Origin of the sequence: Elstera sp., from assembly GCF_044372965.1 — a bacterium.
Classification (GTDB): domain Bacteria; phylum Pseudomonadota; class Alphaproteobacteria; order Elsterales; family Elsteraceae; genus Elstera.
Window position 1 is genome coordinate 1 of the sequence record NZ_JBILQX010000053.1, and the last position, 19,489, is coordinate 19,489.

Genomic DNA, 19,489 nt, shown 5'->3' on the forward strand with positions numbered 1-19,489 from the left:
CCGCACGACCCTCGGGCGCCATATCTACGCCGTTGGCTCCAATAGCGAAGCCGCGCGCCTCTCGGGCGTGAATGTGAACCGAGTGACGCTGTTTACCTATGTGCTGTCGGGCACCTGTGCCGGGCTCACGGGCTGTGTGCTGATGTCCCGCCTCGTTACCGCCCAGCCGAATGAGGGCGTGATGTATGAGCTGGATGCGATTGCCAGCGCGGTTATCGGCGGAACCTCGCTGATTGGCGGCGTCGGCACCATCTCCGGCACGGTCATCGGGGCCTTCGTTATCGGCATTCTGCGCAATGGCCTGAATATGAACGGCGTCTCGGCCTTCACGCAGCAAATCATCATCGGCCTCGTCATTCTGCTCACGGTGTGGATCGACCAGATCCGCAACCGGCGTTGAACCGCGAGGCTCCGTTGAGTAACGGGACTGTGCACGCGCCCAGCCCCGAGCAGGAAGATCAACTTCCGAATCCCCCAAGGAGAGAAACTATGCAGAAAATCCTATCCGCCTGTCTCGTCTCCGCTCTGGCGCTGTTCGCCGGGGCTGGCTATGCCGCCGATAAGGAAGTCGCGGTGATCGTGAAAACCGTGAACTCGACCTTTTGGCAGAATGTGCAAAAGGGCGCGACCGACGCCAATAAGGAAGCCGCGGGCTATTCGATGACGTTCCAAGGCCCCGCCTCGGAATCCGCCATCGCCGATCAGGTCAATATGGTGGAAAACGCCGTGAACCGCAAAGTCGCGGGCATTGTGCTGGCCCCGTCCGATCCTGATGCGCTGGTTCCCGCATTGAAAAAAGCCTGGGAAGCCAAAATCCCGGTGGTGCTGATCGACTCGATGCTGTCGGAAGCCGGTAAGCGCTACTATCAATCCTTTCTCGCCACCGATAATGAAAAGGCGGGCGAGCTGAGCGCGAAAGCCTTGATCGATAAGGTCGGTAAGACCGGCAAGATCGCCGTTATGTCCTATGTGGCGGGCGCGGGCTCGGAAATCGGGCGCGTTGGCGGCTTTACCAAATATATCAAAGCCAATTCGCAGCTCGAAATCGTCGGCACCTATTATTCCCAGTCGCAAATGGCGACCGCGCTCAATCAGACGACCGACGTGCTCGCCGCACACCCGGACCTGAAAGGCATCTTCGGCGCAAATGAGCCCACCGCCATCGGCATGGGCCGCGCCATCACCCAGGCGAGTAAAGCGGGCCGCGTGGTTGCGGTCGGGTTCGACGGCAATCAAGACCTTCAGAATTTCGTGAAAGACGGCACGCTTGAAGCCATCGCCGTGCAAGGCTCGTACCAGATGGGCTATCTCGGCGTGCAAAGCGTCGTGAAGCTGGTGGCAAAGCAACCGGTGCCGGAATTCCTTGATACGGGCGTCGTGATCGTCACGAAGGACAATATCGAAAAGCCGGAAGCTAAGAACGTCCTCTACTAAACCCGCGCCTTACTCCCCGCCTTGGGCGTGCGCGCGCGTCTCCCCGTTTTGAGCGCACGCCCTTTTTTCCCGAGTTTCTCAGGTGAAATTATGCTTCTGACCGACCGCCGCTCTCTGCCCCGCACGGGCCTGTCGCTTCCGGTTTTCGGCCTCGGCGGTGCCCAAATCGGCGGGCTCTACCGCGCCAGCACGGCTGCTGAGTCGGACGATCTGGTTGCCTGCGCCTGGGAAAACGGCGTTCGCTATTTCGATACCGCCCCCTATTACGGTTATGGCCGCTCGGAACATCGGATGGGGACCTCCCTCTGTGACCGGGCGCGCGAGGACTATGTTCTCAGCACGAAAGTCGGTCGTCTCATTCGCCCCAATGCGCGCGGCGTGCGCCCGGCGGGCACCGATGCCAATGGCTGGGCCGAGGCGCTCCCGTTTCATCAGGTTTATGATTATTCCTACGACGCGATTATGCGCTCGGTCGAAGATTCCTATCAGCGCCTTAGCATCGCCCGCATCGATATTCTTTATGTCCACGATATTGGCCGCGTCACCCACGGCGAGAAGCACGATCACCATTGGCAGCAGCTTACCCAGGGTGGCGGCTTTCGGGCGCTTGATGCGCTGCGCCGGGCGGGTATCGTCACCGCTATCGGCCTTGGGGTGAACGAGTGGGAAGTCGTTCAGGACGCGATGCAGGAAATCGATCTCGACTGCACCATGCTGGCCGGGCGCTACACGCTGCTGGAACAAACCAGCCTGTCGCCTTTTCTGGAAAACTGCCAAAAAGCAGGCAATGCCATTGTCGCAGCGGGGGTTTTCAACTCCGGGCTTTTGGTCGGCAATGGCAAATTCAATTACGCCGATGCGCCGCCTGCGATGATCGCGCGCGTTGAGGCGCTGAGCGAAGTCTGCCAGGAATTCGGCGTCGCCCTGCCCGCCGCCGCCCTTCAATTCCCGCTCGCCCATCCCAGCGTCGTCAGTGTTGTTACCGGCGCGCGCACGCGGGGCCAGCTTGAGACCAATATCGCTTGGTTCAAGAGCCCGATTCCCGGCGCTTTCTGGCAGGCACTCAGCGAACGCGGCCTGATCGACGCTACCGCCCCCACGCCTGTGGGAGCCTAACCATGCGCATCGACGGGCATCAGCATTTTTGGCAGTTGGCGACGCGGGTCGGCGATTGGCCACCGCCCGAGTTAGCCGCGATCCATCGGGATTTCATGCCGGGCGATCTCGCCCCGCTGCTGGCCGAAGGCGGAATCGATGGCACGATCCTCGTGCAGTCGCTTCCCTCCCTGGCCGATACCGAATTTATGTTGGGGCTCGCCGCGCGCCATTCCTTCATTTTGGGCGTGGTCGGCTGGGTCGATCTCAAGGCCGCCGACGCGCCCGCCCAAATCACGATTCTAAGTGCCGATTCCAAGCTGAAAGGCCTGCGCCCGCTGCTGCAAGCCCTGCCCGCTGATTGGCTGGACGATCCGGCGCTGGACCCTGCGATTGCGGCGATGCAGGCCGCAAACCTCGCTTTCGACGCCCTCGCCCTGCCGCCGCATTTGCCCTCGCTGTTGCGCTTCGCCCAGCGCTTCCCGGCCCTGCCCATCGTTATCGACCACGGCGCAAAGCCGGACATCGCGCGCGGAGGTACACCGGGGTGGCGCGCGGATATGGTGGCACTGGCCGCGCTGCCGAACGTTTTTTGCAAGCTCTCGGGCCTGCTCACCGAAGCCGGGGCGCTGACGGGGCGGGAGGATATCCGCCCCTATGCCGAAACCCTCTTCACCCTCTTCGGGCCAGATCGGCTGATCTGGGGCAGCGACTGGCCGGTGCTGACCCTTGCGGGGGATTATCGCGGCTGGCAGACGATGGCCGAAGCCCTGATTCCCGCCGAAGCCCATGCCGCCGTGTTCGGTGACACCGCCCGCAATTTCTACCGTTTGGCTTAGGAGCCCCCCGATGCAGCGCATGGGCATGGTCATTGGAATCGCCCCCGATAAGATTGACGAATACCGCCGCCTGCACGCCGCCGTTTGGCCGCAGGTTTTGGCGCGGATCGCCCAATCCAATATCCGCAACTACACGATCTTCCTGCGCGAGCCGGAGAATTTGCTGTTCGGCTATTGGGAATATCACGGCACGGATTTCGACGCGGATATGGCCGCCATTGCCGCCGATCCGGAAACCCAACGCTGGTGGACCTTCTGTAGCCCCTGCCAAATCCCCTTGCCGAGCCGCGCGCCCGGCGAGCATTGGGCGATGATGGCGCCGGTTTTCCATACCGACTGATGTTTTAACCAATTCTAGCCTTCGAGGAAAACCATGCTCACCGTCATCTGCGAAACCCCCGGCACTTTACGCGCTGAAACCCGAACCAAGCCGGTGCGGGGCGCGGGGGAGGTTTTGCTGCGGGTCAAGCGCGTCGGCGTTTGCGGGACCGATTTGCATATTTTCACCGGCAATCAGCCCTATTTGCAGTATCCGCGCGTGATGGGGCACGAGCTTTCTGGGATTATCGAAGAAGCGCCGGACGGCAGCCGTTTCCAAGCGGGCGATCCGGCTTTCGTCATGCCCTATCTCTCCTGCGGCACCTGTCACGCCTGCCGTCAGGGAAAAACCAACTGCTGCCAGAATATCCAGGTTTTAGGCGTTCACCGCGACGGCGCCTTTACCGAATACCTCAGCCTGCCGGAAGAATTCGTGCATAAGGCCGAGGGAATTTCGCTCGATCAAGCCGCGATGCTGGAGTTTCTCGCCATCGGCGCGCACGCGGTTCGGCGCGGACAGGTGGAATCCGGACAACGGGTTCTCGTTGTCGGCGCGGGGCCGATCGGCATGGCGGTTGCAATTTTCGCCTCGTTACGCGGGGGCATCGTGACGATGCTCGACACCCGTCAGGACCGGCTGGATTTCTGCGCGCGGCATTTATCCGTCGCCGCGACCGTTGCCATCGGGCCGGAGGATGCGGCGCAGCTTTCGGCACTCACCGACGGGGTGTTCTTCGACCGAGTGTTCGACGCCACCGGTAATCCAAAGGCGATGGAGCGCGGCTTTCAGTTCGTCTCGCACGGTGGCACCTATGTTCTGGTCTCCATCGTCAGCAGCCAAATCAGCTTCTCCGACCCCGAATTTCATAAGCGCGAAATGACGCTGATGGGCAGCCGTAACGCCACGCTGGAGGATTTCGAAACCGTGCTCGCCGCCATGCGCGCGGGAAAAGTGCCCGACGCCGCGCTGAATACCCATCGGTTGACGCTAGCGAGCATGCCCGAAACCTTCGCCGACCTCCTCAACCCGGCGGCGGGGGTGGTGAAAGCCCTGGTGGAGTGCTGACCCCGTGACGACGCCGATTCTCCAGTTTGGCACCAGCCGGTTTCTGCAAGCCCATGCCGCTCTGTTCCTATCGGAAGCGCTGGCGCGCGGCGACGCCCTCGGCCCGGTCGCCGTGGTTCAAACGACGGCAAACCCGGAAAGCGCCGCCCGCATTGCCGCGCTTGCCAGTGGCGGGGGCTATCCCGTGCGCATCCGGGGCCGCCTGAAGGGCGCAATCGTGGATACTCAGCAAACCTGCACCGCGATCCGTGCCGCCTATCAGGCCCAGCGCGACTGGCCGGACCTGTGCCGTTTGATGGGGGGCGAGGTTCAGGTGATCCTCTCCAATACCGGCGATGCGGGCTATAGGCTCGACCCCAGCGATGGGCCAAGCCTGCTGGCACCGGGAACCGAAGCCCCCCGTAGCTTTCCGGCCAAGCTTCTGGTGCTGCTGCATCGCCGCTGGCAGGCCGGGGCCGCGCCGATTTCGCTGTTTCCCTGCGAATTGATTTCCCGCAATGGCGACCAGTTAAAGAAAATCGTGCGCGATCTCGCCGCCGAATGGGGCTTACCCGCCGCCTTTCAAGACTATCTTACCAGTGGCTGCCGCTGGGCGAATTCGCTGGTGGACCGGATCGTCTCCGAACCCATCCAGCCCGTCGGCGCGGTCGCGGAACCCTATGCGCTTTGGGCGATTGAGCGGCAAGACGGGCTCACCCTCCCCTGTACGCATCCGGCCATCGAGTTGGTCGATGATCTTGGTCAGCTTGAACGGCTGAAGCTGCATCTGCTCAACCTCGGCCATACCTATCTTGCCGAAGGCTGGCTGCGCCAGGGACGCCGCGCCGACGAAACGGTTTATCAGGCGATGAGCCATCCTACGATCAGCGCCGATCTCGACGGGCTTTGGCGGGACGAGGTGCTCCCGGTTTTCGCAGCAGCGGGCGAAGGCGATCTGGCCGCCGCCTATTGCGCGCAGGTTCGGGACCGGTTCTTGAATCCCTTCCTCGATCATCGCCTTGCCGACATCGCCCAAAACCACCGGGATAAGAAGCAACGCCGCCTCGCCCCGATTGTCGCCCAGGCGGAGGCCCACGGCCTCGCCCTGCCGCAACCCCGCCTGCGCGCCGCCCTAAATACGCTCGCCTGAGGAGGCCCCCCATGACCGCCCCTGCCCTCTTTCTGCTAAACCCCGCCGATTCGGTTGCCGTTGCGACGCGCGACATTGCGGCAGGAACTACTTATACCGTCGAGGGGTTTACCGGCGCGGCCACGGTCGCCATTCCAAGCGGGCACAAGCTGGCGGTGACGCCGATTGCTCAGGGAGCGCCCGTGTTGAAATACGGGCAGGTCATCGGCATTGCCACCCAGGCGATTACCCCCGGCGACCATGTCCATATACACAATCTCACGATGGGCGATATGCGGCTTGAGGAGGCCATTGGCAGCGCCTATCGCCCGACCGACCCCGCCGAGGGCGCGCAGTTTCAAGGGATCGTGCGCGCGTCGGGCAAGGTCGGCACGCGCAATTACATCGGCATTATTGCGAGCGTGAATTGTTCGGCCACCGTCTGCCGCTATATCGCCGAGGCCTTTAAAGGCGCGGCCCTGGCCGATTACCCGAATGTGGACGGAATCGTCGCCATTACTCACAGCAGCGGTTGCGGCATGAGTGGTACCGGCGAGGGCATTGAGATACTTCAGCGCACGTTGCGCGGCTATGCCGATCATCCGAATTTTGCTGGGGTTCTGTTGATTGGGCTCGGCTGCGAGGTCAATCAGATCGCCCCCTTGGCCGACAGCCTCGCCGCCCGCCCGTCGGGCTTGGTCGCCAGCCTGACTATTCAGGCGGAGGGCGGGACGCGCGAGACGGTCGATCAGGGGATCGCCCTCATTAAAACGATGCTGCCGCTGGCCAATGACGTGCGCCGCACGCCGGTTTCCGCCCGGCACCTAACGGTCGGGTTGCAATGCGGCGGGTCGGACGGTTATTCGGGGATTACCGCGAACCCGGCTCTCGGTGCGGCGGTCGATCTACTCGTGCGCCACGGCGGGACGGCGATTCTCTCCGAAACACCAGAGATTTACGGGGCCGAACATCTACTCACCGCCCGCGCAGCAACACCGGAGGTGGCCGAAAAACTGCTCGCCCGCATCCGCTGGTGGGAGGAATATACGCGCCAGCACAAGGGCGATATGAACAATAACCCCTCCCCCGGCAATAAAGCGGGCGGGATCACGACGATCTTGGAGAAATCCTTAGGCGCGGTCGCAAAAGCCGGCAGCAGCGGCCTGATGGATGTGGTCGGCTATGCCGATCCCGTTACGAGCCGCGGCCTCGTGTTCATGGATACCCCCGGCTACGATCCCGTTTCGGCGACGGGGCAAGTGGCGGGCGGGGCGACGCTGATCTGCTTCACCACCGGGCGCGGCTCGACCTACGGCTGCAAGCCGACGCCGTCGCTGAAGCTTGCCACCAATAGCGGCCTGTTCAAACGCATGGCGATGGATATGGATTTCAACGGCGGCACGATCCTGGACGAGGGCCAAAGCGTTGCCGACGCCGGGGCCGCGCTGTTTCAGCTTATGCTCGACACCGCCTCGGGCGCGCCGACGCGCTCGGAAGAGCATGGTATGGGCGACAATGAATTCGTGCCCTGGCACCTCGGCGCGGTTATGTAAGTCTGAGCCGAGACCACCAGGCGCGCGGTTGCCCACGCTCCAGAAAGAACAGCGCCGATACAAGTATCATAAGCATAAAATGGGCGTGGTGCGCCAGCAGGGGCACGAGCATCAAAGCCCAGCAACTGCCAAGGCAGGCAAGCGCAATCGTTCGGCCATACCCGAATGCGGCCCGCACGCTGAGGATCGGCGCGGTGGGCTGCCAATGGCACAGGCGAAGACACCGCCGCTTCAGGGGCGTCACTTGCCAAAGCGCGGCCAAAACTGCGCCATACAGCAACGGCTCGCCCGGCAGCGTCAAAATCGCCACGGCGACGACCATCAAAACCGCACCAACCAGCATCCAGAGGCCGACATAGGCCAGCGCAAAAGCCAGCATCAATCGAGCGTGCGGGCGCATCTGTGCCAGCGGCGTGGCTAGGAAAGGGGCCATCATGGCGACGATCATCACCAGCCATGACAGAAGAAGCTGATCGGGCGGATTGAACAGCAACAGCAGATCGAGCGCCGCCCAACCCCAATCCAGCCAATGGGCCGCCGAAAGACCGCAGTTCCCCGGAAGCGCGAGGTGCCCACTCCCCTCCCAAAGATAGCCCCATCCGCCCACCGATAGCAGCAGCAAGGAGAGGTTCAATGGCGCCATCAGATCGTCTCTTTTTTGAAGCATCTTTAATTTTCCAAACAATTTTAAGTTGAAAATAAGTGCGGAAAACTATGTTTTTAACATTATATTTGAGAGGGAAACTGCTTATTATTTTAATAATAAATCAACCATGATCCTAAAATTTCAAATTAACGAAATCATGTCGATCCCCAATTTACCGTAAAAACCCCAGGCAGCACATCTAATCTTAAATGAACTTTGGACCTATAATCTACTTTAAAGGGTGCCATCATTTTTATCACTCGGCAAGAAAAATGTAATGAGATTAATAAGCTATTTTAGATTGAATACCTCAGCCGAATGTGCATTCTAATATTCAGCGAACTGCATTCGACCGTTCCAGTAGATATCACATCATTGCATGTCATAGGAGTGACTCCGTGCGGAAAATACCGACCGTCGGCTGCGGACAGAGGTCCGGGCTGCTCCATATTCTCGCCGGGGCCGCCCTATCGGCGCTTTTGGCGGGGGGCGCCTTCGCCCAGCAGCAATCTGCGGTCGCCCCGCGCGCTTTTGCCAATCCACCGACGCTAAAGCAAGTGCCGCTTCCCGCGCCAAAAATAAATTATGCGCTCCCCGTGGGTAAGGACCATGCCGGGGTCGAGCGTGCCTATGATCTGACCATCAAATATACTGAAGGCGAAATTTACGATCCCACCACGGATGTGTATCAAAAGGTCCGCCTGCGTAGCTATTCGGCGTAACCGACCAAACCGGCAGCAAAACCCCCTTCGTCGGACCGCTGCTCAATGCCACGCCGGGCGATACGGTGCGCGTATCCTTGGATAACCAAATGCCTCCCGATCCAAGCTGCACCAATGCCAGCGGTACGGTGGATAGCCCCCATTGCTTTAACGGCACCAATCTTCACTCCCACGGCCTGTGGGTGAGCCCGACCGGCAATAGCGATAATGTGCTCCTGTCGCTCAATCCCGGCGTGAAGTTCCAGTACGAATATAATATTCCGGCAGACCATCCGGCGGGCACCTTCTGGTATCACCCGCACCGTCACGGCTCCACCGCCTTGCAGGTGTCGAGCGGGATGGCCGGGGCGCTGATTATCAAAGGCGACCGCAAGCCGATGGGCAAAGCGGGCTCGCCCGGCGCGGTGAACGGCGATCTCGATACGCTGCTGGTCGCCGCTACCCCCGACGCGAAGCCGTTCGCCGAGCGCACGCTGGTCTTCCAGCAAATCCAATACGCCTGCACAGGCACCGACGGGAAGCTGAAGTATAATAGCGACGGTTCGATCGATTGGTCGTGCAAGCCGGGCGAAACCGGCGTGATCGAAAGCTATAATCAGTTCGGCCCCGGCACGTGGCAGCAATCCGGGCGCTGGACCAGTATCAATGGCATGGTTCTGCCGACCTTCACGGGTATCGAAGCCGGGCAGGTTGAACGCTGGCGCACGATTCACGCCGGGGTGCGCGATACCATCAACTTGCAGTTCGTGCGCGCGAACCTCAACGCCGCCCAGGGCGCGCTCGTTAACCCGACGAAGACGAACCTGCCGGAGTTTTTGAAGCAGGTTTGCTCGGGCTTTCAGGTGCCGTATCAAGTGGCTGCCGCCGATGGCCTGACGATGGAAAACAGCATCACAGCCACGAATGTAACGCTGCAACCGGGCTACCGCTACGATCTGCTCACCGTCTTCCCGGAAGCCGGAGTCTATTGCATGATGGAACCCGGCACCACGCAGAGCGCCAGCGTGAGCAATCAGACCGAGCCGGCTAACTTCCTTGGCTTTGTCGCGGTTTCGGGTTCGAAGAAAATCGCCCCCGCCGATGTAACGAAAACCCTGGTGGACATCCTCACCGCCTCGGCCAAGGCCCATATGCCCGCCGATGTGCAGGAACAAGTGATCGCCGATCTCAATAAGGTCGATGCCAAGAATAACCCGACGCCGAAATTCACCCGCTTCGTGCCGCACCCGACCGTGACCGACGATGAGGTGAAGGATACGAAGCAAGAAGACCTCGTGTTCTTCATCGGCGTGGGCGATGCCAATGCCACGCAGTTCGCCGTGGGCAATAGCTTCGATGTGATCCCCTATGCCGATTATCTGGTTCCGAAAGGCGCGGCCCCCTATTCCCCGGACCGGGTTGATCGCAACCTTGTGCTCGGCACGGCCCAGCAGTGGGAACTACGGTCTTACAGCGTCAGCCACCCCTTCCATATCCATGTGAACCCGTTCCAAATCATGGGAATCTATGATCCCGATGGGAAGGATGTGAGCTTGCCGGATGTTACCGAGGCCGATGGCGATAATCAATTCGCCGGGCTCAGCGGGGCGTGGAAAGACACTTTGTTCGTCAAAACCAACCTCAACCCCGGCCAACTCACCATTCCGCCGAAGAACTATTACCGCATGGTCATTCGCACGCGGTATCAGCGCTACATCGGTGAGTTTGTGCTGCACTGCCATATTCTCGACCATGAGGACCAAGGCATGATGCAAAACGTCTCCATCGGTCTCAACGACGGTTCGGGGGGCATCAGCCGTGGCCACCACTGAGCTTTTTATTGACGCGCCCGTCTTTTACCCCGCCGTTCAAGCGCTGCTGGCCAAAGCAGCCCAGGGCAGCACGGCGGATTATGGGGGGCTCGGGGCCTTCTGGACCTTGGACCGGGATGCTTTTGTCGCGGCCCACCTCTACGATCTCCCCCTGATCGCGCCGGAGCAGGAACTTACCTGTTGCGGCAATCCGGTGGCGAACGGGGCCGCGCGCTCGGCCCGGTCGGTGCTTATAAAGGGGCTGAAGGGCGAAGCGCCCTTTGACGGCACGCAATACCCGCGCCTTCCCTGGGGCGGCACGCCGCTTCCGGCGGCCGATATTGCGACCATCGCCCAATGGATCGATGATGGGGCCCCCGGCGCAAGCCGGGCCAGCCTGACCCCGGAAATCGACGCGGGCGAGGCGATTGAGCGCGTTGAGGTGATCGGGCTCGCCGGGCCGGTTTATGGGTTGCTCACGGGCGATTCCAACGCCTATCGCTACGAGCGGGGCGAGCCGGTTCAGCGCATGAACCTCGATTGCATGAGCGAAGCGCAAGTCGCCCGGCTGCGCCTTGCCTTTCGTGGCCTCTACGATCTGAACAAATGGACCGAGGACGCGCGCAATTACAATAATCTCGCGCTTATCCATCAGAACCACTGCCAACACGGGTGGGAGCGGTTTTTACCGTGGCACCGCGTCTATCTCTACGAGTTCGAAAAGGCGCTTCAGGTCCATTGCCCCGATGTGACCATGCCCTATTGGGACTTCACGATGCCCGCCTACCGGCCCGCCGAACCGGAAAAGGGCCAGCGTATCCCGGTCTCCTTCATGTGCTTCCTAACGGCGGTGGCGCTGCCGGAACTGGTCAAAGCCGGGTTGCCCGCCGATCAGGCCAAGGCGCTGGAGCCGCTCGTCGGCCAAACCTTCTATAGCCAGGATACGTTTTTTGCGGCGGTCAAAGCAGCAACGGGGGTGGATTACTCCACCAATCCGCTGCGCAATGCTTTTATCGATGTGCTGCTGGAAGCCAATTCGCTGTGGTATCCGCTACGCTACCCTGGCGAGTATAATGGGAAAACGATCAATCAGGCGATCCACTACCATTACCCGACAGCCGACGATATTCAGCAGATCCTAAGCCTGCGCACCTACCGCGATTTTGGCGGCGGTAGTCTCTATAACGATAGCTTCGGCTTTCTGGACCAAAACCCCCATAACACGATGCATATTTGGACGGGGGGCATGAACCCGCAGTTCGATAGCAAAGCCCCCGACGCCGTCAAGGGCGTGCGGGTTTCAGGTCGCCGGTTCCATAAGCGGGAAGATCTCTACGGGCAGCCCCAGTTTGGCGACATGTTCAGCAACCTCACCGCCTCCTTCGATCCGGTGTTCTGGCCCATTCATGCCAATATCGACCGGCTGTGGTGGGAATGGCAGCAGACCCACCCGGATGGGGTGCCGAGCAACCTTGACGCCGTTATGACGCCCTGGGGTTATACGGTCCAGAATACGCTCGATATGCACCGCTTTGGCTATGAATACGTCAAGAGCACCCATATCGTTCCGGTCGGCCTCACCGCGCCGGTCGGGCGGTTCCGCTCCAAAGATATTCCGGTGCCGGAGGCGGTTATTAAGGGGTTTGGGTCGGCGGAAGTGCGCTTGCACCGAGTTCCGCAGCTCCCCCGCTCCTGCTTTATCCGCGTGTTCCTCAATAACTCGGAAGCCGACGCCAGCACCCCGCTCGGCCCAGACACGGGCTATGCGGGCTATCTCGCCGTCTTTGGGCACGGCCCCTGCTACGGCGGGCCGGGCCACTGCGATATTCCGCCCGCCCCTGGCCGGGGTGGCGACCGCAGCGCCCGAACGATGAACACGCCGCGCAATCACCGGATCGACGTAACGGCGGCCGCGCGCCGCCTGATTACGGCGGGGGTACGTCAGATCAGTCTGACCCTCGTGGTGATCGGGGCCGATTATCAGGAAGACAAAGAGCTGCTGCGCCTCGATGGCGTGTCGCTGAACTTCCACGATTGATGCCAACGCGCAAGAGCGCATCCTTCACCAAGGATGCGCTCTGCCGGGCCAAGGAAACCGCAATGGACACGACCCCCCGTTACCAGATTCACCCGGCAATCGGCATCGCCCGGCTGGGCGATAGTCCCGACGAATTCTACATCGCCCCCGAACGCCCGGCGGCCCTGCCCACCGAATGCGACGCCCAGGGGAACCCGAAACGCACGCCCGATGGTTTGTCGGACGTGCCGGTTGCCACCTTCAAAGACGCGCAAGGCCGGATTAAACGTCAGGCGGCGCGCTTTCAGATCTATGTTCACGACGATGACACCCCCGATGGGCGGGTTCTCAAAATCGGCGATAAAATCAAGGGTGGCGGCAATAGCGGCACTTTGGTCGATATTATCTGGCAGGTCTATCTCGCCAATAAAAAGGCGGTTTGGTACGAATTTCGCGGCCTTGCGGGCGAAACCGGCTATACCGCCGATCATCCGCGCCGCAATGCCGATATTAGCGATCCCAACGCCCGCCAACGTCTGATTATCGATCCCGGCCCGCAAATCGTTAACCTCAAGAACCGCCGCCGCGCCGAGTTTAGCCGCGACGGCAACCCCGGCTATGCAACGACCTTTCCGCCGAAAGGCCTATGGCCGAAGGATATTGATACGCTGGGCACGGTGCTGACCGACGATACCGGGCGTTTGCTGGTCTTGGGCGGGCATGGGTGCAGCGGCAGCTATAAAACCGGCATGGGCCAGCCGCGCATCGATAATTACGCCAATACCGATGGCTGGTTCGACGATACCTCCGACGGGTCCGTTACCGCGCGTCTGGTGATGTTCTCCGAAGATGTCCAAGCCATTCGCTATATCGATGTGGAATATCCCGCCTGGGTGGTGTGCGGCTATCCGCGCTATGCGCCGGAAATGCTGGATATGATTACGATGGACGAGGTGATCGAGGATGTCGCCATCCAGCAACTCGCCTATCGCACCGATCTGTATGGCACCGCCGGCACCTTCAACGCCCCCGAACGGATCGACCCGCGCGACGAAGGGGCGTTGAGCTTCTGGAAGGCCGGTAAGCTTGAGTGGAACCCGGCGTATAAGCCCTGGTTCTGGCGCGATATTTGGCCGATTCTGTTTCGCCCCAACGAGTTCAACTGGGTCAGCAATATTCTCATCCAATCGAATATGCCGCACGATCAATCCAAACGCGGCACCTTCGATCCCTACCGCCTGTGCGAGCCGCCGTTCGTCTCGCCGATCCAAGCGCACCGCCGTCAGGAAGCCGCCGTCTACAGCAATGCCCTCGGTGTGCTGGCCACAGAAGCACTCGAACCCGCGCTGATGCGCCGGGAGCGGGACGCGCCGACCAGCGTCGATGCCGTCGCTACCCTGGTGCAAGATCTGAACCTCGCGTTTCAAACCTTCGTTCAAGCGGTCGCCCCGCCGTCACCGGAGGAAAAGCCGGACGCCTATTTGCGCCGGTGGCAGAAGATTTATGCCGATAATACGCAGGCCCCAACCCCCGCGTATACCAAGGCCCGGCAAACCCTTTCGGACCGCGTTCACACGATTCTGGTTCCGCCGCAAGCCGTAACCCGGCTAAAAGCCCGGCGGGCCGAGAATAAGGCGGCAAAGCCGATCGATCCGAACAAGCATCTGATCGATGCGATCACGCGGGTTCTGTTGGAATTCGCCTCGGGTCGCCTGCTCGCCGACGCTTTCGCCGACGCAATTGTGGCGGCAACCTCCGACCCCTATGGGCCGATGCGGCAGTTTCTCTATGACGTGCTGCGCCGTCCGGGCGAAGAAAATGTCTTCCGGGTTCAGGGCAATCCGACAACGCGCACCTATCATCTGCCGCTCATGCCGCTGCTCGCGGGCGACAATCCGAAGTATAACGACACCCCGTCGAAGTTTTTGCGCCTCACCGATATGCAGTTCTATCTGCTGCGCCAATGGGCGGAGGGGAAATTTATCAACGAGGTTACGGCGGGCTTTGTTCCGGCAAGCGCGATCAACCCGTGGCAGCCTTACCCGCGCGGTCCGGTTTTGACCGGGCGGGAATTGGATCAAGGGGTGCTCAGCAATCTTCTCGGCGGGGCGTTCTTCCCCGGTGGGGAAATCGGCTGGATCGTCCGCAATCCCGGCGTTTGGTACCTGCCCTACCGCCTGAAGGCCGATCCGACGTTTGCAACCTTTGGCGAAACGGCGGCCCAGGCCAATGCCAAAGGCTCGACCGTCAACCCCATCACCTATATCGGCTATGCCGATACCGACCTATCGCAAGACAGTAATTACGCAACGGGCCTGCAACCGGGTGATCTCACCAAAATGAGCGCCCTGCCCTGGCAGGCCGATTTCAACGAGTGTACCACCCAGACCATCAACATCACTTATGAGGCCTGGAACCAGATCGACGCGACCAATCCCACCGATCCGATCCTGGCGCGCGAAGAAAAGACCTGGGAAACCATGTGGTGGCCCGCCCATCGCCCGCTGCAAGTAGCGGAATTGACTGTGAATAGCGACGGGACAACCAGCACCAGCCAACCGCTCAACTGGTCGCGCGGCATTCCGCAAACCTCGGCAGGCGATCTCAAAATGGTGACGGGCTGGACCCAGCTTAGCTTCGTTGTGCTGAACTACACGCTTCCCCCTGAAATTCTCAACAGCCCGCAACTCGATCAAGCCCGCTTCGTCGGGGTTGAACGCGGAAAGGATATCCCATGACCAATCTGCTTAATCCGTTCGTCGGCTCCTGGTCCTACCGGAGCCTCTATAATGACCCCGATCTGTCGGTCGATTTCGATAAGCTCGAACTCGGGCGCGGCACGCTCGCAATCGCCCAAGACGCGCGCGGGGTGCTGACCGGCACCATCGGCGGCCCCGGCTGGCAACTCACCCTCCACGGCGGCTTCGGTTTCGGCACCAGCGAGCCCGCGCGCTTTCGGGGCTCGGGGGTCATCGGCGGCGAGGAATGGATCTACGACTATCTTGCGATGGTCGTTCCGGTCTGGCCGAATAGCACGAATAGCCTGCAAGTTCCGGCCTTGGTCGGCTCGGTCACGCGCGTTATCGCCCATTCGGGCAGCACGCCCGGCAGCATTAGCCCGGCAGGGGTTGTTGGCTCCTTCTACGCCGCGCTTCAGGGATAATGCTCGAAGTCGATTTTGCGATTATCGGGGCGGGGCCGGCCGGATCGGCCGCAGCCCTTGCTCTGCGCCAGCACGCGCCCGACCGGCGGGTGCTGCTGATCGACGCCGATAGGGTTCCGCGCCGCCGGGGCGGGGAAGTTCTCCCTGCGGCGGGAGCAACCTTGTTGCAGACGCTGGGGGTTGCCGCCGAGGTTTCCCACGCCTGCACGCCCGCCCCAGGGCTTGCCGCCTGCTGGGGCACGGCGGCGGTGACTGAACGCGCCGCCATCTTCAGCGCCCAAGGGGCCGATTGGCACCTGGACCGCGTTCGCTTCGATCATTTGCTTGCCGAAGCTGCGGTAACGCGGGGCGCCGCGCTTCGGCGCGGGGTGCGCGTCGAAAGTGCCGTGCCGTTGGACGGGGCCGGGTGGCGGCTTTCCTTCGACATCTGCCCCCCCCTGACGACCAAATTCGTGATCTGGGCGACTGGGCGGCGACGCGGATTTCTGGGCGCAGTCGGCGGGCGCGCACAGACCGCCGACCGCTTAATCGCCTACCTACGGTATTATTCCGAAGGTGCGGCAGGCGATCCGCGCACTTTGTTGGAAGCCTGCCCGGACGGCTGGTGGTACGGGGCCGCGCTTCCCGGCGGCGGGCGCTGCATCGGGTTTCTGACCGATGCCGATTTGGGGCGGCCCCTCGGGGTCGCCACGCCCGAGGGTTGGGACCGCAAGCTTGCCGAAACGCGGCTAATGTCAGCCAGCTTCGGCCCTTCGGCTACGGGCGGCAAAATCGAAATTTGCGCGGCAACTTCCAGCCTGATAACGCCACTGTGCGGGCCAACCTGGATTGCAGCGGGGGACGCCGCCTGCACCTTCGAGCCCCTATCCTCCCAAGGCATCGCCAAAGCCCTGCGTTCGGGCAGCTTTGCCGCCTATGTTGCGCTCGATCATTTCGCCGGTAAGGGGGAGGCGGCGCGCCAGCGCTATTCCGCCCTGATGGCCGGGGAATATGCCGCCTATCAGCGCACGCTCGCCCGCCATTATGCCGAGGAAAACCGTTGGCCCAATCAGCCGTTTTGGGCGCGGCGGCGACAAGCAGTCGCGGCGTAGGCGTTTGTCCGCTAGAATCAACATAACGATATAAACAAATCCTTATATTGACAAATGTCATTTCAAATTGCAGAGTCGCGACGTTATGGTTCCCAAGGCCGCAAGATTGCGGCCCTGGGCTAAGAGGGAATCCGGTGCGGACAGGGGGTTATCCCCCGCCAAAGCCGGAGCTGCCCCCGCAACTGTACGCAGCGAGTGCGCAATCCGCCCCTGTCACTGAGGCCACGCCTTGGGAAGACAGGATTGCGCGCGATGACCCGCGAGCCAGGAGACCTGCCATGACAGATAACGTCCACGGGCGGGGTGTCCCGGTGTGTCGCTTGCGCAGCAGGCTTGGCAAACCGGGCCTGGTGCAATCGCGTCCGCTATGGCCTTTGCCCCCATTTTTATGGGGTATTTGCCAATGTCTAAGCTTACCATTCCCATTGCCACGCTCGGTCTGCCGCGAATTGGCGACCGCCGTGCCTTGAAGACCGCGCTAGAAGCCTATTGGTCGGGTCAATCCACGCTTGATGATCTCGACGCCACCGCCGCGCGCTTGCGGGCCGAAAACTGGCAACGCCAAAAGCGCGCGGGGATCGACCATATCCCCAGCAATGATTTCTCCTTTTACGATCACGTACTGGATACGAGCGTCCTCGTTGGCGCGATCCCCGATCGCTACGGCTGGACCGGCGGCCCGGTGACGGCGGAAACCTATTTCGCCCTAGCGCGCGGCGTTCCCGGAACCGGCCTTGCCGCCCAGGAAATGACGAAATGGTTCGATACGAATTATCACTTCATCGTGCCGGAACTTTCGGCGGACCAGACCTTCCAACTGGCGTCGACTAAGCCCGTTGCCGAGTTTTTGGAGGCCCAGGCCTTAGGCATTCACACCCGGCCAGTGCTGCTGGGGCCGGTGACATTCCTGCGCTTGGCCAAGTCACCCGATATCGATTTCGACCCCTGGGCGTTGCTCGACCGGCTTTTGCCGGTCTATGTCGATCTGCTCGAACGGTTGCAGGCGGTGGGGGCCGACTGGGTACAGATGGACGAACCCTGCCTCGCCCTTGATCTCGACGACGCCACTCGCATCGCCCTACACCGCACCTATGCCGTGTTAACCGAGGCCGTGCCGAAGTTAAAACTGTTGGTGACAAGCTTTTTTGGCCCGATGGCGGAGAATCTGACCACCGCCCTCGCCCTCCCTGTCGCCGGGGTGCATCTCGATCTGGTGCGCGGGGCCGCCGATCTGCCGCGCGTGCTGGCCGAAGCGCCGAAGCACTTAACGCTGTCGCTCGGCGTCATCGATGGGCGCAATGTGTGGCGGGCCGATCTTGACGCGCTCCTCGCCCAGATCGAGCAAATTGTTACCGTTTGGGAGCCGAGCAAGCTTATCCTCGCCCCCTCCTGCTCGCTGTTGCACGTGCCGATCGACGTGAGCTTGGAGCAGGATCTGGATGCCGACCTCCGCTCCTGGCTCGCGTTTGCGGTCCAAAAACTCGACGAACTCGCAATTCTGCGGTGCGCCCTCGTCGAAGGACGGGCGGCGGTTGCGGTCGATCTGGCGGCGGCCAGCGCCGCGTGCCGGGCGCGCAAAACCTCCCCCCGGCTCCATAATCCCAGCGTGCGCACGCGGCTTGGGCGCGTGGTTCCCGCCTGGGCACAGCGCTACCGGCCCTTCGCCGACCGGCGCAAGCTTCAGCAAGCAAAGCTGAACCTGCCGCCTTTTCCCACCACGACCATCGGCTCCTTCCCCCAGACCGACGCCGTGCGCAAAGCCCGCTCCCACGCTAGCAAAGGCCTGCTGTCGCCCGCCGAGTATGAGGATTTCCTGAAGCAGGAGACCGAACAGGCGATCCGCTGGCAGGAAGAAATCGGCCTCGACGTGCTGGTCCATGGCGAGTTCGAGCGCAACGACATGGTGCAATATTTCGGCGAACAGCTTTCAGGCTATGCCTTCACCCAACATGCTTGGGTGCAAAGCTACGGCTCCCGCTACGTCCGTCCGCCGATCCTTTACGGCGATGTGGCGCGGCTAAAGCCGATGACGGTGGCCTGGGCGCACTACGCCCAGTCGCTCACCGACCGCCCGGTAAAAGGCATGCTGACCGGGCCGGTGACGATGCTCTGCTGGTCATTCGTGCGCGACGACCTGCCGCGTGAAACGGTCTGCCGGCAAATTGCCCTCGCCCTGCGTGATGAGGTGAGCGATCTGGAAGTCGCCGGGATCGGTATTATTCAGATCGACGAGCCCGCCTTTCGCGAAGGGCTGCCCTTACGCCGCGCCGACTGGGACGCCTATCTGACGTGGGCCACCGAATGCTTCCGGCTTTCGGCCTCGGGGGTGAGCGATGCCACCCAGATCCACACCCATATGTGCTATTCGGAGTTTAACGATATTATCGGCGCCATTGCCGCGATGGATGCCGACGTGATTTCTATCGAAACCTCCCGGTCTAAGATGGAGTTGCTCGACGCCTTTACCGGCTTCCACTACCCCAACGATATCGGGCCAGGCGTCTATGATATCCACTCGCCACGCGTGCCGAGCGAGGCCGATATGGTTGGCCTGCTGCAAAAGGCCCGCACCCATCTGCCGCCCGAACAGCTTTGGGTAAACCCCGACTGCGGCCTAAAAACCCGGCGCTGGGAGGAGGTCAAACCC

16 protein-coding genes and 1 riboswitch are annotated in these 19,489 nt (G+C 61.5%); of the genes, 15 read left to right on the forward strand and 1 reads right to left on the reverse strand.

Annotated features, from left to right (window positions below):
- From ACIQ36_RS08825 to ACIQ36_RS08860, 8 genes are all read left to right on the forward strand, one after another.
- Nucleotides 1-400: ABC transporter permease (locus tag ACIQ36_RS08825; protein ID WP_395828329.1), on the forward strand; the 400-nt coding region annotated here is incomplete at its 5' end.
- Between the two features lie 89 nt (nucleotides 401-489).
- Entirely contained in the window at nucleotides 490-1,434 is a 945-nt protein-coding gene (locus ACIQ36_RS08830) for an ABC transporter substrate-binding protein (RefSeq protein WP_395828331.1), read from the forward strand.
- A 90-nt stretch (nucleotides 1,435-1,524) separates the two neighbouring features.
- Entirely contained in the window at nucleotides 1,525-2,550 is a 1,026-nt protein-coding gene (locus ACIQ36_RS08835) for an aldo/keto reductase (RefSeq protein WP_395828333.1), read from the forward strand.
- Nucleotides 2,551-2,552: 2 nt separating this feature from the next.
- Complete coding sequence (locus ACIQ36_RS08840; protein ID WP_395828335.1) at nucleotides 2,553-3,368, forward strand: amidohydrolase family protein; 816 nt, start codon at nucleotides 2,553-2,555, stop codon at nucleotides 3,366-3,368.
- A 10-nt stretch (nucleotides 3,369-3,378) separates the two neighbouring features.
- Nucleotides 3,379-3,708, forward strand: coding sequence for an L-rhamnose mutarotase (locus ACIQ36_RS08845; RefSeq protein WP_395828337.1), 330 nt, complete (start codon nucleotides 3,379-3,381; stop codon nucleotides 3,706-3,708).
- A 33-nt stretch (nucleotides 3,709-3,741) separates the two neighbouring features.
- Entirely contained in the window at nucleotides 3,742-4,752 is a 1,011-nt protein-coding gene (locus ACIQ36_RS08850; RefSeq protein ID WP_395828339.1) for a zinc-binding alcohol dehydrogenase family protein, read from the forward strand.
- A gap of 4 nt (nucleotides 4,753-4,756) precedes the next feature.
- Nucleotides 4,757-5,881, forward strand: a complete 1,125-nt coding sequence (locus ACIQ36_RS08855) for a mannitol dehydrogenase family protein (RefSeq protein ID WP_395828341.1) — start codon at nucleotides 4,757-4,759, stop codon at nucleotides 5,879-5,881.
- Nucleotides 5,882-5,892: 11 nt separating this feature from the next.
- Nucleotides 5,893-7,413 carry a UxaA family hydrolase gene (locus tag ACIQ36_RS08860; protein WP_395828343.1) on the forward strand — a complete coding sequence of 507 codons (1,521 nt, stop codon included), beginning with the start codon at nucleotides 5,893-5,895 and terminating at the stop codon, nucleotides 7,411-7,413.
- Here ACIQ36_RS08860 and ACIQ36_RS08865 read toward each other — a convergent pair.
- Nucleotides 7,406-8,056 carry a DUF2182 domain-containing protein gene (locus ACIQ36_RS08865; protein WP_395828345.1) on the reverse strand — a complete coding sequence of 217 codons (651 nt, stop codon included), beginning with the start codon at nucleotides 8,054-8,056 and terminating at the stop codon, nucleotides 7,406-7,408. The genes ACIQ36_RS08860 and ACIQ36_RS08865 overlap by 8 nt on opposite strands.
- Before the next feature lie 401 nt (nucleotides 8,057-8,457).
- Here ACIQ36_RS08865 and ACIQ36_RS08870 point away from each other — a divergent pair, with 401 nt between their 5' ends.
- The 7 genes from ACIQ36_RS08870 to metE form a co-directional block, all read left to right on the forward strand.
- Nucleotides 8,458-8,781 carry a hypothetical protein gene (locus ACIQ36_RS08870; RefSeq protein WP_395828347.1) on the forward strand — a complete coding sequence of 108 codons (324 nt, stop codon included), beginning with the start codon at nucleotides 8,458-8,460 and terminating at the stop codon, nucleotides 8,779-8,781.
- Between the two features lie 89 nt (nucleotides 8,782-8,870).
- Nucleotides 8,871-10,592 carry a multicopper oxidase family protein gene (locus tag ACIQ36_RS08875; RefSeq protein WP_395828349.1) on the forward strand — a complete coding sequence of 574 codons (1,722 nt, stop codon included), beginning with the start codon at nucleotides 8,871-8,873 and terminating at the stop codon, nucleotides 10,590-10,592.
- Nucleotides 10,579-12,609: a tyrosinase family protein gene (locus ACIQ36_RS08880; protein ID WP_395828351.1), complete on the forward strand. Its 2,031-nt coding sequence runs from the start codon at nucleotides 10,579-10,581 to the stop codon at nucleotides 12,607-12,609. Before ACIQ36_RS08875 ends, ACIQ36_RS08880 begins: the two co-directional genes overlap by 14 nt.
- Nucleotides 12,610-12,671: 62 nt before the next feature.
- The gene (locus ACIQ36_RS08885; RefSeq protein WP_395828353.1) at nucleotides 12,672-15,326 is read left to right on the forward strand and encodes a LodA/GoxA family CTQ-dependent oxidase; all 2,655 of its coding nucleotides are present in this window, start codon (nucleotides 12,672-12,674) and stop codon (nucleotides 15,324-15,326) included.
- Complete coding sequence (locus ACIQ36_RS08890; protein WP_395828355.1) at nucleotides 15,323-15,751, forward strand: hypothetical protein; 429 nt, start codon at nucleotides 15,323-15,325, stop codon at nucleotides 15,749-15,751. Before ACIQ36_RS08885 ends, ACIQ36_RS08890 begins: the two co-directional genes overlap by 4 nt.
- Nucleotides 15,751-16,842 carry a tryptophan 7-halogenase gene (locus ACIQ36_RS08895; protein ID WP_395828357.1) on the forward strand — a complete coding sequence of 364 codons (1,092 nt, stop codon included), beginning with the start codon at nucleotides 15,751-15,753 and terminating at the stop codon, nucleotides 16,840-16,842. The genes ACIQ36_RS08890 and ACIQ36_RS08895 overlap by 1 nt, the downstream gene beginning before the upstream one ends.
- Before the next feature lie 69 nt (nucleotides 16,843-16,911).
- A riboswitch (cobalamin riboswitch) is annotated at nucleotides 16,912-17,138 on the forward strand.
- A 107-nt stretch (nucleotides 17,139-17,245) separates the two neighbouring features.
- Nucleotides 17,246-19,489 (forward strand): 5-methyltetrahydropteroyltriglutamate--homocysteine S-methyltransferase (gene metE / locus ACIQ36_RS08900; RefSeq protein ID WP_395828359.1); only part of this gene is annotated, 2,244 nt, incomplete at its 3' end.